The organism is Spirosoma validum, from assembly GCF_014699035.1.
Taxonomy (GTDB): Bacteria; Bacteroidota; Bacteroidia; order Cytophagales; family Spirosomataceae; genus Spirosoma; species Spirosoma validum.
The window spans coordinates 188,187-202,386 of sequence record NZ_JACXAA010000005.1; the positions used below are offsets into that span (position 1 = coordinate 188,187).

Below are 14,200 nucleotides of genomic sequence, written 5' to 3' on the forward strand. Positions count from 1 at the left end.
GTTATTCTATAAGGAAAGCTTGAACTAGTCACTTTCTCATTACTAGCTCGTCCTTCAGCCTAAAGCCGCATACCAGATCCAGAGTATATAGACCGGCTGAAACAAAAGTCTCGACCATACGTACCAGGGTTTGGCTGGTAGGCCACCGGGGGGGGGAAGGTTGTTAACCGCTACGTTAATGTTCGCCGGGAAGATCGCAATCAACAGTAAAATAAGTCCCCAGGCGGCCCAGAACCGGGTTACCAGAAACAATAAGCCGATGCCCAAACCAATTTCCGCTACGCCCGAAAGCAGAACGAGTAGCCGCGCATTCGGCATAAATTTGGGAACCATATACGTCAGTTGTTCAGGTTTGCGGAGGTGTGACACGCCAATCAGTACGAACATCGTTGTGGCCGCTAAAAGCGCGTCCTGATGCAGATCAAGTAGATAAGGCGTCTGGGTGAACCAACCAATTCCATACAACAGCGCCCCAATTGATAGTAAGCCAAAAAAGAAAGCCATGTCAGTAATACCCGTTGATTGATAGGCCAAAGTTCCGGCAACGCCAATCCCTATCCACTAACATTTGTTAGGAAATCAAACCTCCCGGCGAATGCGGCTCAAACTTTCCGGTTCAATACCCAGATACGAAGCCAGGTGGCGAATCGAAATTTTCTGAACCAGAATGGGGTTTTGTTCCAGTAACTGAACGTAACGCTGTTTGGCGTTACTGGTCAGAAATTGGACTTCCCGCCTGGTTTTTCGCAGAAATGCCTGCTCGGCAATCATCCGGCCGATACGTTCCGCTTTGTGCGACTGCTCGTATAAAGTCAGCAGGTTCGTGCGGCTGAACCGTAATGTCTGAACGTCCGTCAGCGCCTGAACGGTAAACACGGTCGGCTGGCTACTCAGAAAGGATGAGTATGCGGAAACGAAGTCGTCGCTAAAAACAAAATCGAGCGAAATGTCTTTTCCATCATCATTCAGAAAAAGCCGCACCACGCCCTCAACGACGTAGTAAATGTAGTTTTCAACCTGACCTGCCTGAAGTAGAAAATCATTCTTCTCATAGTCCACAGACTCGACAACAGGCACAAATTGGCTCCATTCTTCGTCAGTTTGTGACGCTAATGTATCGAATCGCTGACGTAGTCGGTCGAGGTTGTTCATGCGGTAAATAAACAAAAAAACGGGCGTCAGGACCAATGCTGACGCCCGTTTGCCTGCCAATGATAAGTTGAACTACTCGCCCGCCATTGGGTCAGGCGTACCGTCGGGATCGCCGGTTACCGTGCCGTGTTTAGGAAACGTATTGCCCCGGATGAAGAGTAAACCCGCTACGTGAGGAGCGGCCATCGACGTGCCGCTTAACGTAGCGTACCTGCCATCTTTGTAGGTCGACGTAATGCGAACGCCATAGGCACAGACGTCTACGCTACTGCCAAAATTCGAAAAGGACGCAAACGCATTCTGGCTGTTCATCGCCGAAACCGTAAACACATTGGCATGATTCACCCGCGCTGGCGAGATGTTATCACTGCTGACGCCTTCGTTGCCCGCGGCAATGGCGAATAAAATACCGGCATTAGCGGCCTGGGTAATGGCGCGGTCGAGGGTAGTCGACGTGCCTTCGCCACCCAAGCTCAGGTTGACAACATCGCCTGTCTTCCCGTTTTGTGTTACGTAATTTACCGCCTGAATAATCCCCGACAGCTTGCCTTCACCATCTTCGTCCAGCACTCTCAGTGCGACTAACGTAGCGCCAGAAGCAATGCCGGTTAAGCCGACATTATTGTTTTTTGCCCCGATGATGCCCGCTACGTGTGTACCATGTCCATTTTGATCATCGGCTGACGTTTCTCCACTAACGAATGATTTACTGCGCTGGGTGTCTACGTTCAAATCAGGATGATCCAGATCAATGCCCGTGTCAATAATCCAGGCCGTTTTGGTGGTCTGTAAATCGCCCCGGCCGTAACCTGTCTGCTTTACGTTCCAGGTGAGCGTTGAGGTAGTCGTTACGTCGACGCAATTGCACATAGACATAATCCGGTCGGGCTCGATTAAGGCAACGGATGGGTCCTGTTGTAATGTTGCCGATTCGCTTTCGGTCAGGTGCGCCAGAAAGCTGGTTTGTTCGCCCGCTACCAGAACCTCTGCTTTGGGATCCGCAACGGCATAATCTGTCAGCAATTGCTCCACAAGCACTTCGGCGGCAGCCACACGTGCACCAGACGCTACGGGAAGCGACTGCGTTGGCTGATACGTAACGATATAGGAACCCGCAATAGCTACGCCTGTATTGCTGGAGGCTTTCACTAAACAGTCGGTTTCAATACTGGTCGGTTCGATACTGCTGTCAGACTGACAACCCAGCAATCCAAAACCGATTAAAGCGACATTGGTAAGCGTCGCGAACGGGAGAAAACGTCGCATAAACTACGTACGAAAACGATATGTGGAGAAAGAATAAATCGTACAGGTTATGCCATGCGCCCTCTCAAATTTGGTATCTACTTAGCTGTACGCTATAAACGAATTAGACGTTGCATTTCGTAGACGTAGCAGTTACTTTTTGAGTGGAATAAAGACAACTCGCCCCGCGGCTGGAAAGCGGGTTTCGGCAATTGGCGAACCGTAGCGTTGGTAAAATTCAGATACCTGTTGAGGAGATAACAAATCGGGGTACAGGTTGATGCCCGCGAAGTTATTTTTGCGTAAAAACGCATCCATGAATTGCCAGTCCTGTTCCGTGAACGGGCGATTGGGTGTTAACAGCTGAGGCCATCCATCGCGTAGAAACGGCTTGATCTGGTCGGGATGCAGGCGCCCAAAATACTGCCCAACGCCACTTTTGTCGTAAAAGCGTCGGAACGTAAAGACGGCATTCTGCTGATCATAGTATGGGCAAAGTCCTTCAGCTTTGCCTACACCATCGCCCCCAACGGTGCAGAACGGCCAGTCGAGCACGGCCTCGCCGGGTTGCTGACGGATCACGGCGCAATACCGTAACACGCTATCCGACGCTACGCTGGTTCCCTGAAATAACCGTAACGAATAGCCTGTATGCCATTCTTTTAACATCAGTCCCAACAGAAGAAGTATCCCAATCTGGCTTATCCATTGCCGGGGCCATTTAATAGGTAAAGCAAGCAGACAGAACAGCACCGGATACACTAGACTGGACCGGCCACCGTGACGGTTGAAACTAAACCAGGGAAACAGTTTCAGCGTCGGAAACGCCACGGGATGATAAAACAGACAAAACGCCAGCGTCAGAACAATCGGTAGCCAGATGGCCACCCGACGTCGGGTTTGCCAAAGTCCAATGACGGCCAACAAGACCAAATATAATCCTGGGCTCGTCTGCCCATATCCTTCGAACGTATCGTGCAGCCAGCGTTCATAGTGGATGGCATAGCCATCCAGACCAGGCCAGAACGGAATCAACAACCGCGCCGGATGCGACCAGGCCCGTATCTCCGGTACTGCGCCAAAATCAAATTCCCAGGCCGTTAAGGCGACTTGCAGCGTTAGCGGTAGATACAGATACAGGCTAACCAGCAGCAACAGCAAACAGAACAGAATGGCGGGCTTGTGCTGATTCCATTCATCCTTCAGATAGTCAGTTGATTGCTGCACCGGGTTTAAACCCGGTGCAGCCACAGCAGAGAAATATTGGCGGTATAAAACGACCGCTAAAACGGGTAAGGTTAACGTAGTAAACGTCAGCGCGAAACCGGCAACGTAACCCAGTTCCTGCCCAAGTATCTGTATGTGCAGCCATATCCACAGCAGTACGTACGCCAGTGAAACCGTTTTTTTTTCGACTATATCATACAGCAATCGATACGTAGCAACGATGCACAGCGTTGTCCAATGACCAATGCAGACGTTCATGTGTACGGGAAATTTCCACAAGCCGTAGAAATTGAAAACAGAAACGATCAGACCAGCGGTTAGCGCTTTTGCGACGCCAAATCGTGGTTGCAGCAGGACATATGTACCGACTGCGGCAACGACCAGCGTATACACGTAATAATACTGGAGATAGGGGCCGGGACCGTCGAGCAGGTGATAGCAAAGTCGGTACCAGTAGTCACGCTCGAATCCCCAGTCCAGAAATACCTGATTGAGTCCATACGGATAAAACGTCTGCGTATTAACCAGGTTAAGGTGTGGGAACGGGTTGAACGAGAGGTTTTTAGTGAAGAAGTATCCTACGTATTCAAACTGGTCGGTATCGTTGCCGTCGGAGAGCGGATGGCTAAAATTATGCACGACGCGGCTGCCTAGAAACCCCGTCACAAGCGCTAAAATAAGTGGCCATAGCCAGTTTATCCGACGGTTATTCGCTTGAAAATCATTTGTTAGAGAGAAGTTGGCAGGCGGACTAAGCTGGCTCATTCGCGGAGTTTACCGGTTGATCGATGGTGCGGATAGGCAAAAGTCTTTGTAAACGGCTATTTTTGCAAGAAATTAAGTAATGCGGCTGGAATCGGATCACCGAACCGGCCGAAAAGAATATCGGCGACTTCTCCGTCGCGCTAAAATTATGGCTGACTACAACCACCGCGAAACCGAAAAATACTGGCAACAGTTTTGGGACGATCATGATACGTACAAACCTGAAACGCAAACGGATAAACCTAAATACTACGTACTGGACATGTTTCCGTATCCGTCGGGAGCAGGGCTACACGTGGGACATCCGCTGGGATACATTGCGTCGGACATCGTTGCGCGGTACAAGCGTCTGAAAGGATACAACGTACTGCATCCAATGGGTTTCGATTCATTTGGCTTACCTGCCGAGCAGTACGCGATCCAGACGGGACAACACCCGGCCATCACGACGGAACAGAATCGCGAACGGTACATCGAGCAGCTAAAAAATATCGGCTTTAGTTTCGACTGGACCCGCGAAGTCCGCACGTCCGACCCGAATTATTACAAATGGACGCAGTGGATTTTCATGGAACTGTTCCGTTCATGGTACAACAAGGATACCGACCGGGCCGAACCCATCGAAACACTGCTGGATAAATTTGCCAGGAACGGCACAACCGATGCTAATGCTGTCTGTGACGAAGATGCGCCTACATTCACGGCTGCTGAGTGGAACGCGATGTCGGCGCGGGAGTCGTATGAAATCACGCTAAAATACCGACTGACGTATTTGGCTGATGCGGTCGTGAACTGGTGTCCGGCGCTCGGTACGGTGTTGGCCAACGACGAAGTGAAAGATGGCGTATCAGAGCGGGGTGGCTATCCGGTTGAGCAAAAGCTGATGCGTCAATGGATGATGCGTATCACCGCTTACGCTGATCGTTTATTAACGGGTTTAGACACCATCGACTGGACCGAATCGCTAAAAGAGCAGCAACGGAACTGGATCGGAAAATCAGTGGGAGCGAGTGTGAAGTTTCCAATATTGGAGAAAGAACAGGAAGTAGGGAAGGGATATAATCCTTCCTCCCCCTCGTCCCTTTCCTCCCCTTCTTCCTTCATCGAAGTCTTCACTACCCGCGTCGATACCATTTACGGTGTTACGTTCATGGTGTTGGCACCCGAACATGAACTGGTGTCGCAGTTGACGACACCCGAACAGCGGGAAGCCGTAGAAGCCTACGTGAGCGCAGCTAAAATGCGATCCGAGCGCGACCGCATGGCCGATACGAAAGCTGTGTCGGGTGTGTTTACGGGAAGCTACTGCATCAATCCGCTCAACAACGAGAAGGTACCCATCTATCTGGCTGATTACGTATTGGCGGGTTATGGTACGGGTGCCGTCATGGCCGTTCCCTCGGGTGACCAACGTGACTGGAATTTTGCTACCCATTTCGGATTGCCGATTATTCCGATTCTGGATGCGCAGAAGGATATCGATCAGCAAGCTGATAATACGAAAGAAGGGCGGTATATCAATTCAGGCATCATCGATGGCATGACGTATCAGCAAGCTACGCCAGCGCTGATTGATTGGCTGGAGGGAGGTGGCTTGGGTCGGGGCAAAATCAACTACCGCATGCGCGATGCCGTGTTCAGTCGCCAGCGGTATTGGGGTGAGCCCGTACCGGTGTATTTCAAAGACGGCCTGCCTTATCTGATTGACGAAAGTGATCTGCCACTCGAGTTGCCCGCCATTGACAAATATTTGCCCACCGAAACCGGCGAACCGCCATTAGGCCGCGCTGAGGACTGGAAATACAAAGGCCAGAGCGACGGCTCCCGATATGAGTACGAACTCTCCACCATGCCCGGCTGGGCGGGTTCCTCGTGGTATTGGTACCGGTACATGGACCCAAACAACGACGCAGCGTTTGCGAGCAAAGACGCCATTAACTACTGGCAAAATGTAGACCTCTACATCGGCGGTACAGAACACGCGACGGGCCACTTGCTCTACAGCCGTTTCTGGAATAAGTTCATGAAAGATCGGGGCTACGTACCGCAGGAGGAACCCTTCAAAAAGCTCATCAACCAGGGCATGATTCAGGGTCGGTCGAATTTCGTATATCGTGTAAAAGGAACAGGAACCGAAAGCATTGCTCCAGTCCTTGTCTCTCTGAATCAAATCAATGAGAGGGAAGTAACGCCACTACATGTTGATGTCAATATTGTTGAAAATGACGTATTAGATATTGAAGCGTTCAAAGTATCACGACCTGATCTGACGGAAAATGCTGAGTTTATTGTTGAATCAGATGGCCGCTACGTAGTCGGAACGGAAGTTGAGAAGATGTCGAAGTCGAAGTTCAACGTCGTAAATCCCGATATGATCGTGGAAAAATACGGCGCGGACGTACTGCGGCTTTATGAAATGTTCCTGGGACCACTGGAACAGGCGAAACCCTGGAACACCAATGGCATCGACGGCGTATATCGTTTCATTCGCAAGTTCTGGCGGTTATTTTATAAGGATAACGTTGACGGAACCAGCACATGGATTGTGACGGACGACGAACTAACACCCGCTGAACTGAAAATTTTGCACAAAACTATTCAGAAAGCAGAGAGCGATATTGAAGCCTATTCATTTAATACGTCGGTGAGTTCATTCATGATCTGCGTGAACGAACTGGCTACGCTGAATTGCCACAAGCGGGCCATTTTGCAGGATCTGGTGCTGATTCTGTCGCCCTACGCGCCACATATTACGGAAGAATTATGGGCGGCTCTGGGTAACGAAGCGGGTTCAATCTCAAAAGCGCAATTTCCGACATTCAACCCAGCGTATCTGGTCGAAGATGCGTTCGAATACCCGATTCAGATCAACGGGAAAGTACGTACCACCATCAGCTTCGCCATAGACCGCGCCCCGACCGAAATTGAGCGCGAAGTACTGGCTGACGAAATCGTTCAGAAGTGGCTGGATGGCAAATCGCCGAAGAAGGTCGTGGTCGTGCCGAAACGGATTGTGAACGTAGTGATTTAGGATGTCGGAAAAACGGTAAATTTGAAATAAACCAAGAGATGCTGTTATGTATACCGCTGTAAATGGCATTTACGAAAATGGCCAATTAACCCTGACGGAACGTCCACCAACAACCCGTCGGACAAAAGTTGTGATATTATTCCTGGATGAATCAGCGCCTGATAATGCTGCTTCAAGTTCGTCAGCAGGTGTGCGTTTAGGGAGTTTGGAAGGTAAATACAATATACCCTATGATTTCAATGCACCTTTAGATGATCTTAAAGAGTATATGTGATGGAGCAAATCTATTTGGCTGATACGCAGATTGTTATCTGGAGTATTATTAGCCCATCGAAGATTACTCCTTCTGTGCAGACGATTTTACGGGATAATCCGATATTGGTAAGCGAAGTAAGCTTACTGGAAATTACGATCAAACAAAAAATTGGTCGTCTTCCTGAGTTTTCTTTATCCGTTGAGAATCTGACTACTCAACTGATTAACGATGGCTTTCAGCTATTACCTATTGAGAGAAAATATATCGCGGCATACGAACAAATTCCTCTGTTCGACAACCACCGCGACCCTTTTGATCGGTTGCTGTTAGCTACGGCTTTTTCTGAAAATATTCCGATTATTTCAGCAGATAAAAATTTTCGGCTTTACGTTCCAACAATTCGTTTAGTTGAAGTCTAAATCCTAGCCACTGAATATGTGTCTGAGCGATTTTAGACTTCGGGTTGGGCAAACAACGTATTGACACTGATCGTAAAATTCGGCAAAACGGGTGTTGCAGAGCAAATGTCATCTTCGAGGCAGATCGTTACGTGTTTGCGCGATGTATACACGTACACGACTTGTTGTTCTGGGTTAATGTTCCAGATTATCTGAACACCAGCCTTAAAGTACTCAGTGATTTTCTCTTCAATTCGATAGGCCTGGTCCGTTTCCGACAAAATCTCAATTACAAAGGCGGGAATGACGTCCTCGCCCTTCCGACCACGTTCAGCTTGCTCATACGTGAAATAGGCTATGTCAGGTCGGCGCATTTGTATAGGCGTGAGCATCACGTCTGGCTCAGCCATAAGCATTCCCTGTTCATAATATCCTTTTTTACTAAATAACCGGTTTAGAATACCATAAATAAAGTACTGCTTTTTCTTCATGCCTGAAAACCGTATGATTTCCCCACCGTTCCACTCGTATTTGAACCCATCTGTGGGCTCCCAATCAATAAATGCTTCGAGCGTTTGAGGAAGTATAAGGCCGGACGCTTGTACCATGGCGTTTGTTGTTTGGGTGAATATACGACCAGGACATTAAGAAATTGTCACACGTTGTGAATCAAATTGGCATCCGATTCCTGAGCCGCCAGCGCGTTACGTACCTGGGTGGTAAGTGTGAGCGAATACTTGCGGGCTTCGTGATCGAAAATAGGCGCAGAGACAATCAGTTCATCGGCCTGCGTTTGCTCGATAATAGTTGCCAGTTTACGCTGTACCGTTTTGGGTGAACCGACAGCGGAGAAACGTAGCGCCTGATCGACACCAGCCAGCTCATACTCTGACCAGTTTGAACGGATGTCATCGATGGGGGGCTGCATTTGCCGGGCCCGGCCGCTTCGAATGTAAAGAAACTGTTGTTGTACGGAAGTGAACAGGCGTTCGGCTTCTTGATCGGTGTCAGCAGCGATTACGTTGACGGCTACCATGGCGTAGGGTTTTTCTAATTGCTCCGACGGTTTGAATCTAGCTCTGTACACCGCCAGCGCCTGCATCAGATCGTTTGGCGCAAAGTGCGATGCAAACGCATACGGAAGCCCAAGCATCGCGGCTAATTGCGCACCGAATAAACTTGACCCCAGAATCCAGATCGGAATATTTAGCCCAGTACCCGGCACCGCCTGAATAAATTGGTTTGTCTCATCGGGTTGAAAATACTGCTGCAACTCAACCACATCCTGCGGGAACGTATCGGGTCCGGTCGTGTTCCGATGTAACGCCCGCGCCGTTGCCTGATCGGAGCCGGGGGCACGGCCTAAACCCAGGTCAATCCGGCCAGGATAGAGCGATTCCAGCGTACCGAACTGCTCGGCAATGACCAACGGCGAATGGTTCGGCAACATAATTCCGCCCGATCCAACCCGAATTGTTTTTGTGCCACCTGCGACGTACCCAATCACTACCGACGTAGCGGCACTGGCCACGCCCGGCATGTTGTGGTGTTCGGCCAGCCAGTATCGATTATAGCCCAATTGTTCAGCGTGTTGCGCCAGATTGAGTGTATTACGTAGCGCCTGGGTAGCGGTATTCCCGGCTACAATAGGCGATAAATCCAGAATTGAAAAGGGAATCATAATCTAGTATTTTTACTGCTTAGTCAACAAAAGGACTTGCCAGATCGGTTCCTGCCTGAAAATTACTTCCAACTACACAGTTGGTACATACTCCTCGTTATGCGCCTGAAAACGTTTATTTTAGTCGGTTTAAGTCTTTGCTTTGCTGCTTGTTCCCCCAAAACGTACACGAATCGCTCGGCTGTCAGGGCAACGGAGTACTTCCGGTATTCACCGAATCAGCAACCGAAAATTTCGTTTCACCGGGGCGGGGGCGACCTGAAAGGGTATCCCGAAAATTGCATCGAGTCGTTTGCCTACGCAGCCAAACAGATTGGTACGCCAACGCGGCCCATTATCATTGAGTGCGACATTGACCTGACGAAAGACAGCGTGATGGTGATGATGCACGACGTCACCCTCGACCGCACGACCACCGGAACCGGCAAACTCATCGATAAAACCTACGCCGAACTGGCCCCGTATCGGCTGGAAGATAACCTGGGGGACGTAACGCCCTACAAAATTCCGACCTTGGAAGACGTACTGCGCTGGGGTAAAAACCGGGTAACGTTTACCCTCGACGTGAAACGGAACGTATCGTTTGCGAAGGTGGTAGACATGGTTCACAAAACCGGTGCCGACGACTACGTAGTGGTGATTACGTACAACGCCCAGGATGCGGCCAAAGTCAATCAACTCGACCCGAACCTGATGATTTCCGTGACAATTCGTAACCACGCCGAGTACGACCGTCTGCATGAGCTGGGCGTTCCCGACAACCGCATGGTGGCGTTTGTGGGTGTGAAAGAACCCGACGCCGAACTATACCAGTTTTTGCATCAGAAAGGCATTGCCACCATCCTCGGTACGTTGGGGAACCTGGACAAACAGGCAGCCGCCAAAGGTGATCAGATCTATAAAACCTTTGCCCAAAATGGCGCCGACATCATGAGCACCGACCGACCGCTGGAAATGGCGAAGGTACTGTATAAATAAAAGATGCATGGCGTCGGCTTCCTTGATTCGACGCCATACTAATAAATCAATACCCCACTGTAAACCGCTTCTGAATGAATTGCGGTTGCTCGATTTCGTTCAGAATGGCAACGGCCAGGTCGGATACGGAAATTTTGCTTTCGCCTTTTTCGTCAAAAACGGGCTGCTCGGTGCCGATGCGGAACGTACCGGTACGTTCGCCGGGCTCCAGCATGATGGCCGGGCTCAGGAAGGTCCAGTCCAGCGTCGTGTTCTTACGTAAAACGTTAAGGTAATCCCGCGCCGATGTAGCGCCTTCTTTCCACTCCGCTGGAAACTGGGGCGTATCGACCAACTGAACACCCGGAGCCGCTTCCAGACTACCCGCTCCACCAACAACTAAGAGCCGCTTAACACCCGCCTGTTCGGTTCCTTTTTCGATAGACTCGCAGCCCTTCAGGAAATCTGTATACAGGTTAGGGTTTGCCCAGCCAGCGTTGAAAGCGCTCAGAACGGCATCTTGACCCGCTACGAGTTCCGCTACTGCCTCGGCATCCTGCGCATCACCTTGTTTGATTGTTAAGTTGGGATTCGTGATCGTTATTTTTTCGGGATGGCGAACAATCGCCGTTACGTTATGTCCGCGTTGTAATGCTTCATCCAGGAGGGCCGATCCTACAAAACCCGAGGCTCCAATAATTGCCAGTTTCATATGCGTATTTGGTTGATTAAAAAAATATTGTAATAAAATTTGTTACAGTTTTGGGTAAAAAAATTAGTCAAACCGTCGGCTAAACTCATCAAGCGTGCTATCGCCCAATTTTTGGATGAGTGCTACTTCGGCTTCCTGGTACAGATTGTCTAAGTGCTTGTTAATTTGGCGACCAACCGGGCAGGCAGGATTGGGCGTATTGCGGGATGATCCCAGAAACGGTCCCTGACGCGTTGCCAGAAATACATCCGATACCTGAATCTGGCTGGCTGGTTTGGCTAATGCGCTGCCGCCGTTCTTCCCTTCTCGACTAACTACCAGGCCCCTGTTACGTAGGTTACTGATTTCTTTCCGTACCAATACCGGGTTAATGTTGATACTACCCGCAATGAACTCAGACGTCAGCCATTCACCGTTGGCTTTCGCCAGCAGTGTAAGAATGTGCATCGATATAGCGAATCGTCCGTTCATACTGTAGTATTTATTGTTACAGATTAAAAGCAAAAAAGATTCCCGGATTGAAAAAAGTTTAAGTTTTTGACAATAGATCTTTCGCACGTCGCGCAGTTTTTGTGTACGACTATAAATTCAGGATTACATTCGCTTTTGTAAGAGGGAAGATAAATTGCCATAACCTAACAAAATGCTTGTATTTAATCGAAGCCGAATTGTTTATGGACTACTGATGATCAGTGTCGTACTGATGGGGTTAGCGTCCAGGTCTTTTTTCGGAGAAATCGCATTTATCAAAACTTATGTCGGGGATGCACTATGGTCGCTGATGGTCTTTTTCGGTTTCGCTGCTACCTTCAGGCAGTGGTCTACGAAAACCGTTACATTGGCAGCTATGCTGTTCTCATTTGGCATTGAGATCAGCCAATTGTACCACGCTCCCTGGATCGATAGCTTGCGGGCAACGCGGTTGGGTGGCTTGGTTCTGGGTTTTTCGTTTGTATGGAGCGATTTACTTTGTTACAGCCTGGGCATTGCAGTTGGCGTGTTCGTTGAAACGTATCTGATTCCCGGTCGTTATAAGAGCAGACCGAAACCGAGTCTTCAGATAAGCAAGGTGGACAGCTAAAGGCTTTCGAACACAATTAACGGAAGGAAGTTAAGCGAAAAGGACATAAAAAAATGCCACAGTTTTGAGGCTGTGGCATCGAATAAAGTACCCAACTAATCCGCTACTACAATCACAGGAGCTACTTCTTCTGGATCGTTATCGGGCGATGCTTTCTTTTGTTTCAGGGCTTTTTTAGCCGCTTTTTTCAGCGTTACGTCGTACAGGTCTGTTCGGCGATCTTTCAATACCTGCACCGAGCCATGCTCGTGTAATTCTTTGAGTAAGCTCAAATCAACGTCGGCAATGAGCACCATTTCGGTGTTGGCGGTGGCTTCGGCTTTCACGGCATTGGTGGGGAACTGGAAGTCGGAGGGCGTAAATACCGCCGACTGTGCGTAGTTGATGTCCATATTCTGAACGCGCGGCAAGTTGCCGACACAGCCCGAAATCGCTACGTAACACTCGTTCTCGATAGCCCGCGCTTGTGCACAATGGCGCACCCGTGAGTAGCCATTCTGCGTATCGGTCAGGAATGGAACAAACAGAATTTGCATGCCCTGCTGCGCCAGAATCCGGCCTAGTTCCGGAAACTCGACGTCGTAGCAGATCAGCATCCCGATTTTTCCGCAGTCCGTATCGAACGCCCGAATCTCATAGCCGCCGACCATACCGTAGTGTTTTACTTCGTTCGGCGTGATGTGGATCTTGCGGTATTCTTCAAACGAACCGTCGCGTCGACAGAGGTAGGCTACGTTGTAAAGCTTCCCATCTTCATCAACGAGGGGCATGCTGCCACCCACAATATTGACGTTGTAGGCAATGGCCAGTTCGCAGAGTTTATCACGTACTGGTTCGGTAAAGTCGGCCAGTTTTCGGATGGCAACTGGCTCTGGCAGATCGTTGAAATCGGCCATTAGGGGTGTATTGAAAAACTCCGGCAGCACCATAAAGTCGGCCCGGTAATCGCTGACGGCGTTCACGAAAAATTCGACCTGTTCCAGAAACGCGTTGAGGTTTTTGAACAACCGCATCTGCCACTGAATTACGCCCAGCCGGATAATGGAGTCCGTGTGCGGTTTTTTATCTTTCTCCGCTACGTAGTAAATGTTGATCCACTCCAGTAACGTAGCGTATTCCTTCGATTCCGAGTCGCCGGGCAAATAACCACGTAACACTTTGCGAACGTGGAAATCATTCGAGAGCTGGAAAGTCAGCGTCGAATCATAGATTTCCTTCTGTTTTACTTTCGAGATATACTCACGAGGGGTCAGTTCGTCGGCGTATTTGTTGTAGCTTGGAATACGTCCTCCGGCCAGAATACCCTTCAGGTTCAATTGCTCGCAGAGTTCCTTACGGGCGTCGTATAGCCGCCGACCCAACCGCAGATCTCGGTAGTCGGGATGGACAAAAACCTCAATTCCGTAGAGATAATCGCCTTCGTCGTTGTGCGTTTTGAAGGTGTAGCCGCCCGTAATTTCGTAGTACGTATGGTTGTCGCCAAAATCATCGTATTTCACCCGAATAGCTAGGGCAATGGCCACCGCCTTGCCGTCTACTTCGACGCAAAACTGACCTTCGGGGAAGATGTTAAGCAGTTTTGTTATTGAGCTTTTGGGCCAGTAATCGCCACCAATGCCGCTATATACCTCGATCATGGTCTCTTTCAGATCATGATAGTCGGATTTCTGTAAAGTTCTCGTTTGTATATGCATA

14 protein-coding genes are annotated in these 14,200 nt (G+C 49.5%); 5 read left to right on the forward strand and 9 right to left on the reverse strand.

Translation table 11 applies throughout. The annotated features are described in order from the left end of the window. Positions 1–54 precede the first annotated feature (54 nt). The 4 genes from IC230_RS15310 to IC230_RS15325 all read right to left on the reverse strand — a co-directional run bounded on the left by IC230_RS15310 (position 55) and on the right by IC230_RS15325 (position 4,389). Positions 55–504 carry a DoxX family protein gene (locus IC230_RS15310; RefSeq protein ID WP_191039914.1) on the reverse strand — a complete coding sequence of 150 codons (450 nt, stop codon included), beginning with the start codon at positions 502–504 and terminating at the stop codon, positions 55–57. A 75-nt stretch (positions 505–579) separates the two neighbouring features. Further along, positions 580–1,152: a Crp/Fnr family transcriptional regulator gene (locus IC230_RS15315; protein WP_191039915.1), complete on the reverse strand. Its 573-nt coding sequence runs from the start codon at positions 1,150–1,152 to the stop codon at positions 580–582. Positions 1,153–1,224: 72 nt separating this feature from the next. Next, complete coding sequence (locus IC230_RS15320; protein WP_191039916.1) at positions 1,225–2,418, reverse strand: S8 family peptidase; 1,194 nt, start codon at positions 2,416–2,418, stop codon at positions 1,225–1,227. 132 nt (positions 2,419–2,550) lie between these two features. Then, positions 2,551–4,389, reverse strand: a complete 1,839-nt coding sequence (locus tag IC230_RS15325) for a hypothetical protein (protein ID WP_191039917.1) — start codon at positions 4,387–4,389, stop codon at positions 2,551–2,553. Positions 4,390–4,537: 148 nt separating this feature from the next. On the opposite strand from IC230_RS15325, the gene leuS reads away from it, so the two are divergent. The 3 genes from leuS to IC230_RS15340 are packed head-to-tail and all read left to right on the forward strand — an operon-like array spanning position 4,538 to position 8,095. Beyond that, the gene (leuS, locus tag IC230_RS15330; protein ID WP_191040150.1) at positions 4,538–7,420 is read left to right on the forward strand and encodes a leucine--tRNA ligase; all 2,883 of its coding nucleotides are present in this window, start codon (positions 4,538–4,540) and stop codon (positions 7,418–7,420) included. 46 nt (positions 7,421–7,466) lie between these two features. After that, the gene (locus tag IC230_RS15335; RefSeq protein WP_191039918.1) at positions 7,467–7,694 is read left to right on the forward strand and encodes a hypothetical protein; all 228 of its coding nucleotides are present in this window, start codon (positions 7,467–7,469) and stop codon (positions 7,692–7,694) included. Further along, a complete protein-coding gene (locus tag IC230_RS15340) occupies positions 7,694–8,095 on the forward strand; it encodes a type II toxin-antitoxin system VapC family toxin (RefSeq protein WP_191039919.1) in 402 nt (133 codons plus the stop codon). The genes IC230_RS15335 and IC230_RS15340 overlap by 1 nt, the downstream gene beginning before the upstream one ends. 32 nt (positions 8,096–8,127) lie before the next feature. Here the strand turns inward: IC230_RS15340 and IC230_RS15345 are convergent, their stop codons facing one another. Beyond that, a complete protein-coding gene (locus IC230_RS15345; RefSeq protein ID WP_191039920.1) occupies positions 8,128–8,682 on the reverse strand; it encodes a Uma2 family endonuclease in 555 nt (184 codons plus the stop codon). 47 nt (positions 8,683–8,729) lie between these two features. Beyond that, complete coding sequence (locus IC230_RS15350; RefSeq protein WP_191039921.1) at positions 8,730–9,755, reverse strand: LLM class flavin-dependent oxidoreductase; 1,026 nt, start codon at positions 9,753–9,755, stop codon at positions 8,730–8,732. 99 nt (positions 9,756–9,854) lie between these two features. Between IC230_RS15350 and IC230_RS15355 the strand changes: the two genes are divergently transcribed. Then, positions 9,855–10,733: a glycerophosphodiester phosphodiesterase family protein gene (locus IC230_RS15355; protein WP_191039922.1), complete on the forward strand. Its 879-nt coding sequence runs from the start codon at positions 9,855–9,857 to the stop codon at positions 10,731–10,733. Positions 10,734–10,779: 46 nt separating this feature from the next. Here the strand turns inward: IC230_RS15355 and IC230_RS15360 are convergent, their stop codons facing one another. Then, positions 10,780–11,424, reverse strand: coding sequence for an NAD(P)-dependent oxidoreductase (locus tag IC230_RS15360; RefSeq protein WP_191039923.1), 645 nt, complete (start codon positions 11,422–11,424; stop codon positions 10,780–10,782). 63 nt (positions 11,425–11,487) lie between these two features. Beyond that, positions 11,488–11,895, reverse strand: a complete 408-nt coding sequence (locus IC230_RS15365) for an RrF2 family transcriptional regulator (RefSeq protein WP_191039924.1) — start codon at positions 11,893–11,895, stop codon at positions 11,488–11,490. 172 nt (positions 11,896–12,067) lie between these two features. On the opposite strand from IC230_RS15365, the gene IC230_RS15370 reads away from it, so the two are divergent. After that, complete coding sequence (locus IC230_RS15370) at positions 12,068–12,505, forward strand: ribosomal maturation YjgA family protein (RefSeq protein WP_191039925.1); 438 nt, start codon at positions 12,068–12,070, stop codon at positions 12,503–12,505. A gap of 95 nt (positions 12,506–12,600) precedes the next feature. On the opposite strand, the gene IC230_RS15375 is transcribed toward IC230_RS15370, so the two are convergent. Next, positions 12,601–14,199: a bifunctional GNAT family N-acetyltransferase/carbon-nitrogen hydrolase family protein gene (locus tag IC230_RS15375; protein WP_191039926.1), complete on the reverse strand. Its 1,599-nt coding sequence runs from the start codon at positions 14,197–14,199 to the stop codon at positions 12,601–12,603. Position 14,200: the final 1 nt, after the last annotated feature.

Bases quoted from the DNA above. Each gene is read 5' to 3' on its own strand.
- IC230_RS15310 (WP_191039914.1), bottom strand. From the start codon at position 504: ATGGCTTTCTTTTTTGGCTTACTATCAATTGGGGCGCTGTTGTATGGA.
- IC230_RS15315 (WP_191039915.1), bottom strand. From the start codon at position 1,152: ATGAACAACCTCGACCGACTACGTCAGCGATTCGATACATTAGCGTCA.
- IC230_RS15320 (WP_191039916.1), bottom strand. From the start codon at position 2,418: ATGCGACGTTTTCTCCCGTTCGCGACGCTTACCAATGTCGCTTTAATC.
- IC230_RS15325 (WP_191039917.1), bottom strand. From the start codon at position 4,389: ATGAGCCAGCTTAGTCCGCCTGCCAACTTCTCTCTAACAAATGATTTT.
- leuS (WP_191040150.1), top strand. From the start codon at position 4,538: ATGGCTGACTACAACCACCGCGAAACCGAAAAATACTGGCAACAGTTT.
- IC230_RS15335 (WP_191039918.1), top strand. From the start codon at position 7,467: ATGTATACCGCTGTAAATGGCATTTACGAAAATGGCCAATTAACCCTG.
- IC230_RS15340 (WP_191039919.1), top strand. From the start codon at position 7,694: ATGGAGCAAATCTATTTGGCTGATACGCAGATTGTTATCTGGAGTATT.
- IC230_RS15345 (WP_191039920.1), bottom strand. From the start codon at position 8,682: ATGGTACAAGCGTCCGGCCTTATACTTCCTCAAACGCTCGAAGCATTT.
- IC230_RS15350 (WP_191039921.1), bottom strand. From the start codon at position 9,755: ATGATTCCCTTTTCAATTCTGGATTTATCGCCTATTGTAGCCGGGAAT.
- IC230_RS15355 (WP_191039922.1), top strand. From the start codon at position 9,855: ATGCGCCTGAAAACGTTTATTTTAGTCGGTTTAAGTCTTTGCTTTGCT.
- IC230_RS15360 (WP_191039923.1), bottom strand. From the start codon at position 11,424: ATGAAACTGGCAATTATTGGAGCCTCGGGTTTTGTAGGATCGGCCCTC.
- IC230_RS15365 (WP_191039924.1), bottom strand. From the start codon at position 11,895: ATGAACGGACGATTCGCTATATCGATGCACATTCTTACACTGCTGGCG.
- IC230_RS15370 (WP_191039925.1), top strand. From the start codon at position 12,068: ATGCTTGTATTTAATCGAAGCCGAATTGTTTATGGACTACTGATGATC.
- IC230_RS15375 (WP_191039926.1), bottom strand. From the start codon at position 14,199: ATGCATATACAAACGAGAACTTTACAGAAATCCGACTATCATGATCTG.